The following is a 14,701-nucleotide window of genomic DNA, read 5'->3' as shown; positions in this document are numbered from 1 at the left end:
CAACGGCCCGCGCATTCCTGGAAAGTGCATGAAGATCCTTCTGTTGAACGACGAGTTTTACACCACCGGCGCCAGCACCGCGATGCTGCGCCTGGCGGAGCGGCTGGTGAAAAACCACGAGGTGTACGTCATGCCGCGCATCGACGGCGAGGGCGAGATCAGGAAGAAGTTCGAAGCGCTGGGTATTCCCATCGTCAAGAACATCGACAGCGCCGACCTGGTGGTGGCCAATACCCTGATGGCAGGCGCCCACGTGGCCGAAGCCGGCCCCAAGGTGCCGGTGGTGTGGTGGATCCACGAGGCCGAGGTCGGGCGCGACATGATCCTGCGTTTCCCGCAGCTGGCGCCGGGCTTCAGGCATGCGTCCCATATCGTTTTCCAGACCGAGTACCAGCGCATCGTCTACGGCAGTTTCCTGTTCGACAGTCCCGCCATGGCGCACGTGCTGCCGTTCTGGAACGACGCCATCTACCGCCAGGAAGACCTGCAGCCCAAGCCGAAGGACAAGAAACGCATCGTCTGCATCGGCACCATCGAGCCGCGCAAGCGCATGGAAGACACCATCATGGCCGTCAACGCCATGCCGGCCGAGTTGCGCAACCAGGTCGAAGTGGTGTTCATCGGCAAGTTCCTGCAGCTCTCCGACGGCGCCCGCAAGCTGGCCGATGCCATGCCGGAACGCTATCGTTTCCTGGGTGAGTTGCCCAACGAGGAGACGCTGTGCTACCTGGCGTCGGCCGACGCCTACGTGCTGGCCAGCTACAGCGAATCGCAGCCGCTGACCATCTGGGAAGCCTTCGAGCTGGAAGTGCCGGTCTGCCTTTCCGACCTGGAGACCTACCGCCACATCGGCCTGCGCCATGCGCACAACGCCATGATGCACCCGGTGGGCAATGTCGAGATGCTGTCCTCCAACCTGCGCATGGTGCTCACCAGCGACGACGTGCGCCGCAGCATCACCCGCGGGGGAAAGAGCCTGCTGCTCAAGAACCTGACCAGCGACTGGGCCGATGAATTCGAGCGCATCATTCATCGGGCGCAGGCGCAGGCGGAGATCAAGAAGCTGGGCTATTGAACGGACCGGATCCGACAGAGTTTATTCAACGTGATGACCATCAAAAAGTGACGAGCATGCATCCCATCTACCTCCATCTTGGCTGTGGCGGCAAACGTTTCGAGGGTTTCGTCAACATCGATCTCGATGCGCCCGGCGCCGACATGCACCTGAACCTGACCAAGCAGCTTCCGTGGGAGCGCGGGACCGTGACAGGGATTTACAGCGAGCATTTCTTCGAGCACGTCGGCGCCAACCAGGGCATCCGCCTGCTGCATGAGTGCCATCGGGTGCTCAAGCCGGGCGGCATCGTCCGCTTCGCCATGCCTGATCTGGAGTACATGATCGGCGACTACGTGAACAATCAGATTCATCCCGACTGGGCACGTTTCGGCATGCCCTGGACGTCGAGCCGATGCCAGCGGCTCAACATCGCCATGCGCTGGTGGGGCCATGAGTGGATTTACGACGAGGAAGAGCTCGTGCGCATCGGCAAACTGGTCGGCCTGGAAGTGGTCGGGCGTTGCCAATACGGCGTCAGCTCCGATCCGATGATGAACAATCGGGAATATCGCGAGTCTTCTCAGCTGATCGTCGAATTCCGCAAGCCGCAGCGGCAGATCCCGGCGGGCGCCGACCCTCTGGTCAGTATCGTCATGCCTTCGTACAAGGCCGCTTATTTCCGCCAGGCGCTGGAAAGCGCGATCGCCCAGACCTATCGCAATATCGAGATCCTGATAACGGATGATTGTCCGACCGACGCCATCGAGAACATCGTGCGCGAATACAGGGAGAGCGATGACCGTATCCGTTACATGCGCAATCCCAAGGCCGGGACCGACATCGGGCGCTCCAATCACTGCCTCTGCTTTGAGCAAGCCAGGGGCGAGTTCATCAAGTTCCTCAACGACGACGACCTGCTGGCGCCGAATTGCGTCGAGCGAATGGTCGCGGCCTTTGCCGGCAACCCCGACATCACCCTGGCGACGTCCAAACGCCAGCGCATCGACCGCGACGGCAATTTCCTGCCCGATATCACCGCGACTCAATTGCCGGTTCAGGCCGACTCCGTCATCGACGGCTTGTCGCTGGGTACGGCGTTGCTGTCGACGCAGGTCAATTTCGTCGGGGAGCCGAGCACGGTGATGTTCCGCAAGGCAGAGCTTGCTGAGATAAAGCCGGATTTCATGTCGGTCGACAACCAGGAGATATCCTGGGCATCCGACGTCGCCATTTATATCAACCTCGCGTTGAAGGGCAGCACCGTCTATCTTACCGAGGCCCTTAGCTTCTTCCGTATTCACGAGCAGCAAGGCCAGGTGGTGTCTGCCGTTGCGGCGCAGGAGGAATCGACCAGGTGCTGGAACATCCTGCGCGATTTCTGGACGCGAAACGAGTTCAACCGTGCAATATGACGCGTGAACGCGTCGGGCAATGAATTACCTCTTGGGTCTGGTGGATTGAAAAGTGGAGTCGGAAATGCAAGAAAAATATGATGCCTGGGAAAACTACTACAGCGGACTCAGCTCGCTGCTTTTTCCTAACGAATATGTGCTGCGCTCGTTCGTCGGCGGATATCCGAAACTGAAGATCGACAAGAACTATCGCGGCAAGAAGATCTGCGACGTGTCCTGCGGCGATGGCCGCAACATGGTGTTGCTGCACAAGCTGGGATTTGAGTTGTACGGTACGGAAGTGACCGAAAAGACAGCACAGATCACGCAGCAGAAGCTGCTGGATCATCCCTTCAAGATCGAGAGCCAGATCAAGGCCGGCACCAATGTCGACATTCCCTTTGAAGACGGCCTCTTCGACTATCTGTTGTCCTGGAACGCCATCTATTACCTGGATAACAAACAGTCCGATATCGGCGAACATGTCGCTGAATATGCCCGCACCCTGAAGTCGGGCGGCTACATGGTGTGCTCGGTACCGACCCGGAATTGCTATTCGCTGCTCAATTGCGACGATTTGGGCGAGAACCGCATTCAGATCAATCCTCCGGAAAACAAATGGGGCGGTGGGTTGCTGAAGGGGACGTTGATGTATCGTTTCGACTCATTCGAACATATCGAGCAGGTGTTCGGGACGCATTTCACCAATTTCTCCTGGGCCAAGCTGTCGGATGATTGCTTTGGCTTGCCGCTGGAGTATTTCCTTTTCGTTTGTCAGAAAAAGTAAGTCGCGTGCAGGCGTCGTATCCGGCATCAGCATCTCGACGTGCAACAGGTGAAGCGTATGAGTGACAGGGAACCAATTTACGTGACCCGGCCGGCATTGCCGCCGCTTGAGGAATTCGTCCCGTATCTGCAGGAGATATGGGACGCGCGCATTCTGACCAATGGCGGGCCGATGCATCAGCGGCTGGAAGCGGCGTTGTGCAAGCACCTCGGCGTGCCGCACATCTCGCTGTTCAACAACGGCACTCAGGCGCTGGTGACTGCACTGCAGGCAGCCGACATTCATGGTGAAGTCATCACCACGCCGTACTCTTTCGTGGCGACGGCGCATTCTCTGCTGTGGAATTCGTTGCGGCCGGTATTCGTCGATATCGACCCGGTCACCCTCAATCTCGACCCTGCGCGCATCGAGGAGGCCATCACGCCGGATACGGCGGCCATCATGCCGGTGCATTGTTACGGGCATCCATGTGATGTCCAAGCCATTCGCGCGATCGCCGACAAGCATGGCCTCAAGGTGATCTACGATGCGGCCCACGCGTTCGGCGTTCGGGACGACGGCGGCAGCGTCCTGCGGCATGGCGACATGTCGGTGTTGAGCTTTCATGCGACCAAGGTGTTCAGCACGTTCGAGGGCGGGGCGATTATCTGCCGCGACAAGGAAACCAAACAGAAGATCGACCGGCTGAAGAACTTTGGTTTTGAAGCTGACGGCAGCACCGTTACCCTGCATGGCACCAACGGAAAACTGAGCGAGATTCACGCCGCCTTCGGTCTCATGCAGCTCGAAGGGATTGAGGCGTCGCTGGCGCGTCGCCAGGCCGTTGACCTGCGTTATCGACAGGAGCTGGCGGCGGTCCAGGGGATCTCCTGCGTCGAAGGCAAGAACGAGCTGGTCGCCAATTATGCCTACTTCCCGATTCTGGTCGGTCCAACATATCCGCTGAGTCGTGATGCATTGTTCCGCCGACTGCAGGAACACGGGATCTTCACGCGCCGCTACTTCCATCCGCTCATTACGGAGTTTCCGATGTACCGTGCCTTGCCGTCGGCGGAGCCGGCCAACCTGCCGGTGGCGACGAGGGTGGCAAGCGAGGTCATATGTCTGCCCATCTACCCAGAGCTGGATGAGGAGCAAGTCGGCCGCATCCTGTCCGTCATCAAGGAATCGGCGGCTGCATGACGCGGTTGGCGATCATGCAGCCCTACCTGTTTCCCTACATCGGCTACTGGCAGCTGATGCGGGCGGCGGACCGCTTCGTCGTCTACGATGACGTGAACTACATCAATCGCGGCTGGATCAATCGCAACCGGCTGTTGATCAACGGCGAGCCGGCTTTCATCACCTTGCCGTTGCTGCAGGCGTCGCAAAACCGCAAGATCTGCGACATCGAAATCGCCCCGGCCGCGCAATGGCAGAAGAAGATGCTGAGGATGATCGAGGTGACCTACAAAAAGGCGCCGTATTTCGCCGAGGTGTTTCCCGTGCTGGAAACCATCCTGTCCTCGGATGAACGCAACCTCGCGCGCTTCCTGGCGCATCAGCTCGAGCTGCTGGCGCGCCTGATGGGCATGTCCACGCAATTTGTGCTCACCAGCCGCAGCTACGGCAACGACGGCCTGGCGGCGCAGGAACGTATCCTCGACATATGCCGCCGCGAACAGGCCGAGGTCTATATCAATGCGCAAGGCGGCAGGGAACTGTATGAGCCGGCGTCCTTTGCCCGCGAGGGTATCGACTTGCGATTCATTGCCATGAGGCCGCAAGCGTATGTCCAGCGCAGCGCGGGGTTCACACCCTATCTGTCCATCATCGACGCCTTGATGGAAGTGGGGCCCGCAAACATGGGGCCCCATCTTGATGCCTACGACTTTGTCTGAGGCGGCTCGCCTCAGGTTTCGCAGACCACGAAAACACTGGCCGTCAGGTCCGGATATTTCATTCCCAGCTTGTAGCAACCGTCGAAGAATGCCTGGTCGATGATGCCGCCGCGCATTGCAGCGTCGAACTGGAAATTGGCCAGTGGCTTGAACAGGATGCCGCCGCGATGCGCCACCTGGAAGCCGGCCTGGACGGCCTCATGCTCAAGGGTATCGAGACTGTAGGTGGCGCGGTGGCCATGCGCGTGCTCGCCGGCGGTCACGGCAGCGTTGTAATCGATCAGCCCCATGCCGACGGCGATCTGGCGCGATGCCGCATTGGCGTTGGGGACGATGATGAAGAGACGTCCGCCGGGCGCCAGCCATTGGCGTATTTTCTTCAGAACGGTTTGCGGGTCGTTCAGGTGCTCCAGCGTATGCACCAGGAAGATGTTGTCGAAAAGCCGGCCCGGATCGGCGTCCTCGAAGTAGCTGAGAATGAAGCGCACACCGTCGCCGACGTTCTTGCGCGCGATCTCGATGAGGTCGGATGAGCCTTCGATGACGGTAATGTCGTCGAAGAAGGGCTGGAGCTTTTTGGTGAATTCACCGTGATAGCAGCCCATCTCCAGCACGTTGCCGGGCCGCAGGTAGGGGCCCAGCGCCTTGAGCATGTAGTCGCGATGGATGTAGTCGAAGTCGTAGGCGTACAGCCGCTTTTCCGTATCCTGGTATTCGGTATTCAGGTCGCGCGACATGGTCATCCTTGATTGGGGCGGTACATGCGCTTGGCCGGAGGCTGGTACCACTCATCCAGCGTGGCCGGCACGCGCGCGTTGTAGCCCAGCACCTGACGGATCCGCTCGTCGAAGCTGTCGCCGCGGTCGTAGCCCATCGCGCGCGGATAATCGAACTGCTGTTTCATGAACGGTTTGGAAAACATCGGCGTGACCGAGCGCCGCGGCAGGTCGGTTTCGTTGTTGCCGCCGGCATGCCAGACGTTGGAGTTGAACAGCAGGATGCTGCCGGCCGGGCCCAGCGCCTGCTGGGCGTGCTGCTTGAAGTACTCGTCGCTGGGCTTTTCGGCATACTTGTGCGAACCGGAGAGCATCCAGGTCGAGCCGTTGTGCGGAGTGAAATCGTCCAGCATCACGAGCGTATTGAGCAGCAGCGTCAGCTCTCCCGAATACGAGCGGATGTCGCGATGAACGCGCTGGGCATATGAGGTCGAGTTGCGCGTGTTGATCGCGCCGCCGAAGGAATTGAGGATGAAGTTGCCGCCAAAGTAGCGCTCTATGTACTCATAGATGGGGTACGCCTTGAGGCAATCCAGATAGCTGTCGAACTGGCCGATCAGGTGGTGTACGGTGAAGCTGGTGTCCTGGTCGATGCCGTTCTTGATCTGGTAATCACGACAGATTTCATAAGCCGGATGAATGTCGTCGCGCATGCGCGCCACGATGTCCTGCGGGATGGCGTTTTCGAACACCACCCAGCCTTTTTCATCCATTACCGCGTCGAATTCCTGGAGTGAAATCATGGCGGCTCCGGTCACTTGATGGTGACGATGCACTTGGACGGATAGAGCTCGCACTTCTCCAGCGTGTATTCGTCCTTGGAGAACACTTCCTTGAAGGCAATCGCCTCGCCCGGGGATTCCGGCCAGGTCAGCTCGTCCATCAGCAGGATGCTGCCCGACACCAGATGCGGCTTGACCGCCTTGAGCGCGGCCAGCGTCGGCTCGTACAGGCCCATGTCGAAATAGGCGAAGGCGACGATGCTGGCCTGGTTCTTTTCGAAGTAATCGGGTGCGGTCTTGGTCACGTCGCCTGCCACCAGCGAGTGGATCTTGCGCTTGTGGCCGATGACGTTGTTGCCTTCGTGAACCTGCAGCAGTTCTTCCAGGTATTCCTTGTAGCTGGACTGCGTGGAATAGGAGTGTTCGACCCATACGCCGCTTTCCTGGCGGTCCTTGTCGCTGGGCTTGGAGTAGCCTTCGAATGTGTCGAAACCGACGATCTGGCGCTGCTTGTTGAAAGGCTCATAGATGGCGCGCAGGTTCTCCAGCAGCACCAGGTTGTGGCCGTACCACGTGCCGAACTCGACCAGCATGCCGGGGATGTGCTTGAAGCGCTTGTACAGGTCGTTGAGCACGATGAACTTCACCAGTACCGAGCTGCGCGTATAGAGGCCGACGTTGAACAGCAGGTCCTCCTGGGACAGCGGGCTCTTGCGATACATGTCCAGCAATTGCTCGCGGAAGGCGAACTGCGCATCCGAGGCCGTGGACTCCAGTTTGTAGACATCGTCTTGAATCTTGTCGTTACTCATCATCGCTCCAAATTGCCAGGCCAAATCCGGTGGTCCCGAATCGGTTGCCGTTGTATAACATGTATTTTTTGCCGTCCACCTGGAACACGAAAGGGTAGCACGTCATCAGCGAATCCCAACCCTCCTGCGAGGGTGGGATTCCATCGTCGTCAAAGCGTGTCCAGTTGCGCCCATCCTTCGATTCCGCGTAGCGGATGCGATAGGATCCGGCGCCGTTGCGATAGTCTTCGGAGGCGCGCGAGCAGAACCACATCTTGTAGAGGCCGTCTTCCTTGATGACGTTGGGCCGCGAGAAGGCCTCGGTGGCAAAGCGCGATTCCAGGCAGTGTTCGGGATAGCGGGTGAAGTTCACGCCGTCCTTCGAGTCCGCGTACTTGATCACATACAGCGGCTCGTAATGGCCCTGAACGTTGAGCCAGCTGATGCCCGAGACGTACCACATCTTCCACAGGCCCTCATCGAACAGCACCGTCGGCGTCACCGCGACATAGGGCTCGGTGGCGGTGCGGTCCATGATCGGGCCTTCGTAGAGCTTTTCGAAATGCAGGCCCTCATCGGTCGATACGGCGATGCCCATGGAGTTGTGATAGGGCACGGTGACGCGCTGGTTCCAGCCGCTGTAGTAGAGATAGGTCTTGCCGTCGCGCTGCAGCGCGTAGCTGGGCATGACGCCATCGTCGTCGAAGGTGCCGGGGCGTCCGAAACCCAGGCAGGGGTCGCGGTGGCGCTGCACGACGCGGCTCGGGTCCTGGCGATCGAGGTCAATGGCGTAGCACAGGCTTTTTCCGGAAGCGTTGCGGGTCGAGATGAAGACGCGCACGACCTCATCCAGTACGAGGGTGGTCGGCACCTGGGCGTGCGAGCCCAGCCAGTCGATGTCGGGGTCGAAGACGCGCCCCAGTTTGTTCCATGGCATGTTCAGAAATCCAGATCTTGGCTGCTTTTTGCTGCACGGGCGGGGGAGCCGATGTAGAGCTGCCACGCCTGGGTATCCTTGGAAATCAAGGCGCCCATGGCAACGCAGGTTCCTTCCGCAATGGTGCAATCGTTGGTGATGGTGGCGTTGACGCCGAACCAGGAATACGGATGAACCACGCAATGGCCGGACAGCACCACATGGGAGGTGAAGAACACGTGGTCCTTGATTTCGCCATGGTGCCCGATATGGTTGCCGCTCCACATGACGACGTTGTTGCCTATCTTGGTGAAGGGCTGCAGCGTGTTGTCTTCGAGGATGAAGCAGTTCTCGCCGATCTGGTTGTCGTTGACGGTGGCGTTCGGGCTCACGTAGGAGATGAAGTCATAGCCCTTCGCCTTGCCCTCCAGGTAGACCGATTCGCGCTGGCGGTTCATCTTGCGGCCGGTCATCGGCGCGAACATCTTGTATTCGGATGGCGGGTAATAATCGGTCACCGATTCGAAGGGTACGACGGGCAGGCCTTCGAAGGTCTTGCTTTCGGGGATATATTGCTCATGCACGGTGAAGCCGACCACCTCCACGGATGGATCTTTTTTCAAGTAGTAGTGCGCCAGCTGTGCAGTGTCCAAAATGCCGAAAAGGATAACTTTTTGCATCGTAGTCTCCTGAAGTCCCTATTCTGGATTAAAGCAGAATGAGACTGTATCTATAAGCGACATATTGCGGGGAAAACGGGCTTTCCTCCCTGTATTGGCATAGGGAATGTGAATTATGGGAAAAGTATTAAACAGTCAACAGGTCGGTTTTTACAAGGAAAACGGCTACCTCATCGCCGAGGACATCTTCGATCCGGCCTGGCTGGACGAAACGCTGGACGCGTTCAACCTGTCCTTCGCTCAGCAGCTGGAGCGGCGCAAGCTGCCTGTCGCGACGGGCGAACGCCTGGCCGCGCTGCACGACAACATGGCCGGGCTGCTGCAGGCCGACGTTCAGCTGTATCTCGCGACCCTGCGCATGTGTTCCAAGCTGTACGGCGTCTATCAGCTGATGACGGCGCCGCGCTTGCGCGGGGCAGTGGAGGATCTCGGCGTGAGTACGCCCTTGTTCCAGACCACGCCGGTATTGCACCTGATGGCACGGCGCCTTGTCATCCCCGGCGGTTATCAGGGGTTTGATGTACATCAAGACTGGACCTCGGTGCAGGGCAGCCTGGATACCGTGACGACCTGGATTCCTTTCATGGATGTCGACGCCAACCTGTACACCATGGAAGTGGTGCCCGGCAGCCATCTCAACGGATTGTTGAGCGGCGTGCAGGAGCCCAATATCTACCGTGTCGATGAAAAGCATTATTCGGAAGAGCAATTCGTGCCCGTCCAGGTGCGCAAGTCGGGCGTATGCCTGATGTCCAATTTCACGGTGCACCGCAGCTCGCGTCGCGGCGACGAGCGTATGCGCATTTCGGTCAGCGGCCGCTACGAGAATGCCAGCGAGCCGACGTTCGTCGAGCGCGAATACCCCTTCACGCAGCTCAAGTCGCTGCATCGCGGTTTCATCACCGAGAATTTCCCTGCAGAAGGGCAGGTGCGCAAGGTCTTCCAGGGGCAATAAGCGAACCGACCCGGCGCCTCGTGGGAAGCGCCGGGCCCGGAATCAATTCGTCAGCTGGCCGTAAGTCGTGTTGTACAGCGCGGCTTTGGAGCTCAGGTCGAATCCCGCGCGTACAGCCTGTTGCCCGGCTGCCGCCAGCGTATGGCGCTTCTCGGGCGACTCGATCAACAAGGTGATCGCCTCCAGCCAGACCTGGCTGGAGTTCGGCATCAGCAGGCCGGTATCGTCATGCGTCACCACTTCGTTGTAGACGGATACGTCGCTGAAGATGCAGGCGATTCCGGCCGCCGAATAGTCCAGCCACTTGATATAGCTTTTGCATTGGTTGTATTCGTCCGAGGCCAGCGGGATGAGTGCGATGTCCCAATTCCATTGGCGCAATTGGGTTGCATAGTCCACATACTGATGGACGAAAGAGTGGAATTTGGTCAGCGGATGGTTTTCCCAGCCTTTCGGGCATTCCCAGCCGACGAAATCGATATGCAGGCGTTGCCCGTAGCGCTCGACCAGCGAGCGCAGCGCTTCATCAACCAGCGCGAAATTGGACGGCTGGATCGATGAGCCCAGCAGGCCGATCCTGATTTTTCCGTCCTCTGCGGCGGCTTGCGGAACAGGGCGGTAGAACATGTCGAAGTCGATGTAGTTCGGAAGCACATGGACCGCCGGGTTGAGCTCCCGGTACTTCGATGCCAGAAACTCGGTCGACACCACGACCGCCCGGGCATTCCTGACGGCATATTCGATGCCTTCCTTCCAGCTCGCTCCCTGCTGGGCTTCCGGATGATCATGCGGGATGTCATTGAGCAGGTCGTCCGACTCATAAATGATCGGCACCTTCGAAGCGAAGATGGTCTGCAATGTTGGAATCGACATCAGGCCAGGAGTGAAGCGATGCAGGACGATCAGGTCGGCGTCGTTCAGATAGTCCCCCTGGAGTTGCCCATCGCGGATTCCCCATATCAGTTCCCATTCGTCCTGCAAATGCGCGAACGGGCGGATCAGGCGGATTTGCGGGCAGGGGCTCCAGGTCGACTCGACCGAATACACCACGATGCGTTTCTTGCGCTTGATCGGGGCCTGGGGCGAAGCAGGGGCCGCCGGTGTGGCCTTGAGACCTTCGAACAGCGGCGGCGGAGGCGCCACCGGTGCGACAGGCGCTGGCGCCATTGGCGCCGGCGGCGGGACCGGTGGCCGGTTTTTAGCGGGTGCCGGCGGACGAGCCGCCGTCGGTGCGGCGGCGGCGGTCTGTCCGAGCGGGCGTGCCAGGCGGCCGGGGAAAATCCTGGCTGCGGCAGGGGGCGCCGGCGGAGCGTCCGGAGCTGTCGATTTCAGGGGGGCAAAGGACGGGCTGAAGCGGCGCTGGCTCATGTCGATGAACGAGCGCAACTGCCGGGCAAATTCGTTGCGGCTCGCGGCATAGGCCGCGTCGTCGGCCAGGGGCACGGCCAGCAGGAGCGCATCGTGCGCGGCCAGCCCGGTGTGGCGCGCCAGAAGCATCTCGCGGGCATCCGTACCGAGTGCGGTCTGCATGCCGGCGGGTTCAAGCAGGTAGCGCACGACCTGGTCTGCGCCCAAAGGATTGTCGCCGATGCTGCCAGGATAGATGACGATAGGCTTGCGTCCGGCCCGCAGATGCGCCTCGATGCGCTCCTGCGTCAGGCGCGGCGTGTTCAGGGCGCCGTCACCTTCTTCCGTCACATAGGCTTCTTCCCCGGCCAGATTCAGCGCGTGGCACAGATGGTGCAGCGCACGCGCTTCGTCCGAGCCTTCCGCGTAGGCCGGACCATGCACGTAATACGGGAGATTGAGGCGGGCAAACAGGTGTTGTTTCATGTGCTGCTCGAATGGTGTGGGGAAGGCGGCGCGTACGGCGCGGGCCCGGGTTGCGGGCAAGTATAGCAGCGCGGATTTCGCCGGATTGCTCGAAATGGCGGCAAAGAGGCTGACAAATCCTCGAATCAGCGGGGCCGGCCGCTGGCCGCAAAAAGCCAAATTGGAACCGATAAACCGCGCAGACCCTCAGTTACTTCGATGGCAAAGCCGGTAACATATCCATCTTTGCCGGAAAGCATCCGTTGGCAGCAAGGCAACGCTTTCCGTGCGGCGCGCCGGGCGAACACGCGCGGGCGCCGGACAAACATTCAGCTTAGGGGCAGAAATTGAAAGTCGTCATTCTCGCTGGCGGCCTGGGCACGCGGCTCGGGGAAGAAACCGATGTGCGTCCGAAACCCATGGTCGAAATCGGCGGCAAGCCGATCCTGTGGCACATCATGAAGGGCTATTCGCAGCATGGCTTCAATGAATTCGTGATCCTGCTCGGCTACAAGGGCTATCTGATCAAGGAGTTCTTCGCCAACTATTTCCTGCACCAGGGCGACGTCACCATCGACCTGGCCGACAACAAGGTCGAAGTGCATCGCAACAAGTCCGAGCCCTGGAAGGTCACGCTGGTCGAGACCGGCCTGCATACCCAGACCGGCGGGCGCCTGCTGGCCGCGCGCGACTACCTCAAGGACGACGACTTCATGCTCACCTACGGCGACGGCGTCTCCGATGTCGACGTCACCGCGCTGGTGCAACACCACCGCAGCCACCAGGCGACGGTGACCATGACCACGGTGCAGCCGGAGGCGCGCTTCGGCATGGTGCAGACCGACGAGGCCGGGCTGATCCGCGATTTCCGCGAGAAGCCGCCGGGCGACCTGGGCTGGATCAACGGCGGCTTCATGGTCTGCCGCCAGGGCGTGTTCGATTACCTGAAGGACGGCGAAGGCACCATCTTCGAACGCGCGCCGCTGGAGCAGATCGCCGCCGACGGCAAGCTGCTGAACTGGCCGCACCACGGTTTCTGGAAGTGCATGGATACGCTGCGCGACAAGATCCAGCTCAACCAGATGTGGGACCAGGGCCAGGCGCAATGGAAGACCTGGAACTGATGTCGCAGCCGATGGCCGCCGCATGAACCTGAAGATCGAGCAAACCGGTATCGACGGCGCCGTCGTGGTGTCCAGCACGCGCCGCGGCGACGAGCGCGGCAGCTTCGCGCGCTGGTTCTGCGAGGATGAGCTGGCCGCCGTGCTCGGCGGCAGCCGCATCGTGCAGGCCAACAACTCCGTCACGCCCGAGCCCGGCACCTTGCGCGGCATGCATTTCCAGCATGTGCCGCACGCCGAGAAGAAGCTCATCCGCTGCATCGCCGGCCGCGTGTTCGACGTGGTGCTGGATCTGCGCGCGGGTTCTCCCACCTTCCTGCAGTGGCGCGCCGTCGAGCTGGCCGCCGGCGACGACCGCGCCATCCTGATCCCGGAAGGCTGCGCTCACGGTTTCCAGGTGCTGGAAGCCGGCGCCTCGCTGCTCTACCTGCACACCGCCGCGTATGCGCCGCATGCCGAAGGCGGTGTACGCTATGACGATCCGCGGGCGGCCATCGCCTGGCCGCTGCCGCCGCGCAACCTGTCGGCGCGCGACCTCCAGCATCCCTTGCTGGGCGCCGACTTCAACGGAATCACGCCATGAAATGCCGCCACTGCCAGACCGAGCTGCAGGACACCTTCATCGACCTCGGTTTCTCGCCCCCGTCCAACGCCTATCTGAAGGCGGAAGACCTGCGCCGCCCCGAGACCTACTATCCGCTCAAGGTCATGGTGTGCCGCCAATGCTGGCTGGTGCAGACTGAGGACTACACGCATTACGACCAGCTGTTCGACACCGAGTACGCCTACTTCTCGTCGACCTCCACCACCTGGCTGGAGCATGCGTCGCGCTACGTCGACATGGTCGCCGCGCGCCTGCAGCTGGGAGAACAGTCGCTGGTGGTCGAGCTGGCCGCCAATGACGGCTACCTGCTGCAATACGTGAAGCAGAAGAACATCCCCTGCCTGGGCGTTGAGCCGACCAGGAGCACCGCCGACGCCGCCCGCGCCAAGGGGATTCCCATCGTCGAGGAGTTCTTCGGCGTGGCGCTGGGCAAGCGCCTGCGCGAAAGCCACGGCGCGGCCGACCTGATCGCCGCCAACAACGTGCTGGCGCACGTGCCCGACATCAACGACTTCGTCGGCGGCATGTCCGCCTTGCTGGCGCCGCAGGGGATGGTGACGGTGGAGTGTCCACACCTGCTGAACCTGATCGCCCAGTCGCAGTTCGACACCATCTATCACGAGCATTTCTCCTACCTGTCGCTGGTGGCGGTGGAGCGCGTGATGCGTTCGCAAGGCCTGCGGGTGGTTGACGTCGAGGAGCTGCCGACCCACGGCGGCAGCCTGCGCATCTACGCCTGCCACATCGGCGCGGCCATCGAGGCGACACCGGCGGTGGCCGCGATGCTGGCGCGCGAGCGCGCCTTCGGCCTGGAAGACATCGGCGCCTATGCCGGCTTCCAGCACAAGGCCGAGGAGATCAAGGCGCAGCTGCTGGCCTTCCTGCTGGAGCAAAAGCGCCTGGGCAAGAAGGTGCTGGCCTACGGCGCCGCCGCCAAGGGCAACACGCTGCTGAACTATTCGGGTGTGCATCCCGATCTGCTGGGCCTGGTCGCCGATGCCGCGCCTTCCAAGCAGGACAAATACATGCCGGGCAGCCACATCCCCATCGTCTCGCCGCAGCGCCTGCTGGCCGAAAAGCCCGACGTGGTGCTGATCCTGCCCTGGAACATCAAGGACGAGGTGGCGCAACAGCTGGCCGAGATCCGCAACTGGGGCGGCCGCTTTGCGATTGCGGTGCCGCATCTGCAGGTCTGGTGAGGAGGCGACC

Annotated in this window: 15 protein-coding genes; 9 read left to right on the top strand and 6 right to left on the bottom strand. The window is 60.8% G+C overall.

The features are described from left to right. The first annotated feature begins 28 nt into the window (after positions 1-28). From CEJ42_RS15945 to CEJ42_RS15925, 5 genes are all read left to right on the top strand, one after another. Positions 29-1,075, top strand: a complete 1,047-nt coding sequence (locus CEJ42_RS15945) for a glycosyltransferase family 4 protein (protein WP_079217848.1) — start codon at positions 29-31, stop codon at positions 1,073-1,075. 56 nt (positions 1,076-1,131) lie between these two features. Then, entirely contained in the window at positions 1,132-2,469 is a 1,338-nt protein-coding gene (locus CEJ42_RS15940) for a glycosyltransferase (protein ID WP_088751745.1), read from the top strand. Between the two features lie 64 nt (positions 2,470-2,533). Further along, on the top strand, positions 2,534-3,235 hold the full coding sequence (locus CEJ42_RS15935) for a class I SAM-dependent methyltransferase (protein WP_088751744.1): 702 nt from the start codon (positions 2,534-2,536) through the stop codon (positions 3,233-3,235). Positions 3,236-3,292: 57 nt separating this feature from the next. Beyond that, positions 3,293-4,417, top strand: a complete 1,125-nt coding sequence (locus CEJ42_RS15930; RefSeq protein ID WP_088751743.1) for a DegT/DnrJ/EryC1/StrS family aminotransferase — start codon at positions 3,293-3,295, stop codon at positions 4,415-4,417. Beyond that, positions 4,414-5,115, top strand: coding sequence for a WbqC family protein (locus CEJ42_RS15925; RefSeq protein WP_088751742.1), 702 nt, complete (start codon positions 4,414-4,416; stop codon positions 5,113-5,115). The genes CEJ42_RS15930 and CEJ42_RS15925 overlap by 4 nt, the downstream gene beginning before the upstream one ends. An 11-nt stretch (positions 5,116-5,126) precedes the next feature. Here the strand turns inward: CEJ42_RS15925 and CEJ42_RS15920 are convergent, their stop codons facing one another. Genes CEJ42_RS15920 through CEJ42_RS15900 form a run of 5 tightly spaced genes read right to left on the bottom strand, consistent with a single transcriptional unit; the run spans position 5,127 to position 9,000 of the window. Further along, a complete protein-coding gene (locus CEJ42_RS15920; RefSeq protein ID WP_088751870.1) occupies positions 5,127-5,852 on the bottom strand; it encodes a class I SAM-dependent methyltransferase in 726 nt (241 codons plus the stop codon). A gap of 2 nt (positions 5,853-5,854) precedes the next feature. After that, positions 5,855-6,634 carry a phytanoyl-CoA dioxygenase family protein gene (locus CEJ42_RS15915; RefSeq protein WP_079217853.1) on the bottom strand — a complete coding sequence of 260 codons (780 nt, stop codon included), beginning with the start codon at positions 6,632-6,634 and terminating at the stop codon, positions 5,855-5,857. An 11-nt stretch (positions 6,635-6,645) separates the two neighbouring features. Continuing rightward, on the bottom strand, positions 6,646-7,425 hold the full coding sequence (locus CEJ42_RS15910; RefSeq protein WP_079217854.1) for a class I SAM-dependent methyltransferase: 780 nt from the start codon (positions 7,423-7,425) through the stop codon (positions 6,646-6,648). Next, positions 7,418-8,341: a glycoside hydrolase family protein gene (locus CEJ42_RS15905; protein ID WP_079217855.1), complete on the bottom strand. Its 924-nt coding sequence runs from the start codon at positions 8,339-8,341 to the stop codon at positions 7,418-7,420. The genes CEJ42_RS15910 and CEJ42_RS15905 overlap by 8 nt, the downstream gene beginning before the upstream one ends. 2 nt (positions 8,342-8,343) lie before the next feature. Then, positions 8,344-9,000 (bottom strand): acetyltransferase, encoded by a 657-nt coding sequence (locus CEJ42_RS15900; protein WP_079217856.1) that lies wholly within the window; start codon positions 8,998-9,000, stop codon positions 8,344-8,346. A 115-nt stretch (positions 9,001-9,115) separates the two neighbouring features. Here CEJ42_RS15900 and CEJ42_RS15895 point away from each other — a divergent pair, with 115 nt between their 5' ends. Further along, positions 9,116-9,955 (top strand): phytanoyl-CoA dioxygenase family protein, encoded by an 840-nt coding sequence (locus tag CEJ42_RS15895; protein ID WP_088751741.1) that lies wholly within the window; start codon positions 9,116-9,118, stop codon positions 9,953-9,955. Positions 9,956-9,997: 42 nt separating this feature from the next. On the opposite strand, the gene CEJ42_RS25275 is transcribed toward CEJ42_RS15895, so the two are convergent. After that, positions 9,998-11,788 carry a glycosyltransferase family 4 protein gene (locus CEJ42_RS25275; protein ID WP_243397873.1) on the bottom strand — a complete coding sequence of 597 codons (1,791 nt, stop codon included), beginning with the start codon at positions 11,786-11,788 and terminating at the stop codon, positions 9,998-10,000. A 326-nt stretch (positions 11,789-12,114) separates the two neighbouring features. Between CEJ42_RS25275 and rfbF the strand changes: the two genes are divergently transcribed. From rfbF to CEJ42_RS15875, 3 genes are read left to right on the top strand one after another with little or no spacing between them, the layout of a single operon-like run. Further along, on the top strand, positions 12,115-12,891 hold the full coding sequence (gene rfbF / locus CEJ42_RS15885; protein WP_088751740.1) for a glucose-1-phosphate cytidylyltransferase: 777 nt from the start codon (positions 12,115-12,117) through the stop codon (positions 12,889-12,891). Positions 12,892-12,913: 22 nt separating this feature from the next. Then, the gene (locus CEJ42_RS15880; RefSeq protein ID WP_088751739.1) at positions 12,914-13,471 is read left to right on the top strand and encodes a dTDP-4-dehydrorhamnose 3,5-epimerase family protein; all 558 of its coding nucleotides are present in this window, start codon (positions 12,914-12,916) and stop codon (positions 13,469-13,471) included. Continuing rightward, positions 13,468-14,691, top strand: coding sequence for a class I SAM-dependent methyltransferase (locus tag CEJ42_RS15875; RefSeq protein ID WP_088751738.1), 1,224 nt, complete (start codon positions 13,468-13,470; stop codon positions 14,689-14,691). The genes CEJ42_RS15880 and CEJ42_RS15875 overlap by 4 nt, the downstream gene beginning before the upstream one ends. The last annotated feature ends 10 nt before the right edge of the window (positions 14,692-14,701 follow it).

The sequence above is a fragment of the Herbaspirillum robiniae genome, assembly GCF_002213415.1.
Classification (GTDB): domain Bacteria; phylum Pseudomonadota; class Gammaproteobacteria; order Burkholderiales; family Burkholderiaceae_D; genus Herbaspirillum; species Herbaspirillum robiniae.
This window is presented reverse-complemented; position numbering and strand designations above follow the sequence as displayed.

Bases quoted from the DNA above. Each gene is read 5' to 3' on its own strand.
- CEJ42_RS15945 (WP_079217848.1), top strand. From the start codon at position 29: ATGAAGATCCTTCTGTTGAACGACGAGTTTTACACCACCGGCGCCAGC.
- CEJ42_RS15940 (WP_088751745.1), top strand. From the start codon at position 1,132: ATGCATCCCATCTACCTCCATCTTGGCTGTGGCGGCAAACGTTTCGAG.
- CEJ42_RS15935 (WP_088751744.1), top strand. From the start codon at position 2,534: ATGCAAGAAAAATATGATGCCTGGGAAAACTACTACAGCGGACTCAGC.
- CEJ42_RS15930 (WP_088751743.1), top strand. From the start codon at position 3,293: ATGAGTGACAGGGAACCAATTTACGTGACCCGGCCGGCATTGCCGCCG.
- CEJ42_RS15925 (WP_088751742.1), top strand. From the start codon at position 4,414: ATGACGCGGTTGGCGATCATGCAGCCCTACCTGTTTCCCTACATCGGC.
- CEJ42_RS15920 (WP_088751870.1), bottom strand. From the start codon at position 5,852: ATGTCGCGCGACCTGAATACCGAATACCAGGATACGGAAAAGCGGCTG.
- CEJ42_RS15915 (WP_079217853.1), bottom strand. From the start codon at position 6,634: ATGATTTCACTCCAGGAATTCGACGCGGTAATGGATGAAAAAGGCTGG.
- CEJ42_RS15910 (WP_079217854.1), bottom strand. From the start codon at position 7,425: ATGAGTAACGACAAGATTCAAGACGATGTCTACAAACTGGAGTCCACG.
- CEJ42_RS15905 (WP_079217855.1), bottom strand. From the start codon at position 8,341: ATGCCATGGAACAAACTGGGGCGCGTCTTCGACCCCGACATCGACTGG.
- CEJ42_RS15900 (WP_079217856.1), bottom strand. From the start codon at position 9,000: ATGCAAAAAGTTATCCTTTTCGGCATTTTGGACACTGCACAGCTGGCG.
- CEJ42_RS15895 (WP_088751741.1), top strand. From the start codon at position 9,116: ATGGGAAAAGTATTAAACAGTCAACAGGTCGGTTTTTACAAGGAAAAC.
- CEJ42_RS25275 (WP_243397873.1), bottom strand. From the start codon at position 11,788: ATGAAACAACACCTGTTTGCCCGCCTCAATCTCCCGTATTACGTGCAT.
- CEJ42_RS15880 (WP_088751739.1), top strand. From the start codon at position 12,914: ATGAACCTGAAGATCGAGCAAACCGGTATCGACGGCGCCGTCGTGGTG.
- CEJ42_RS15875 (WP_088751738.1), top strand. From the start codon at position 13,468: ATGAAATGCCGCCACTGCCAGACCGAGCTGCAGGACACCTTCATCGAC.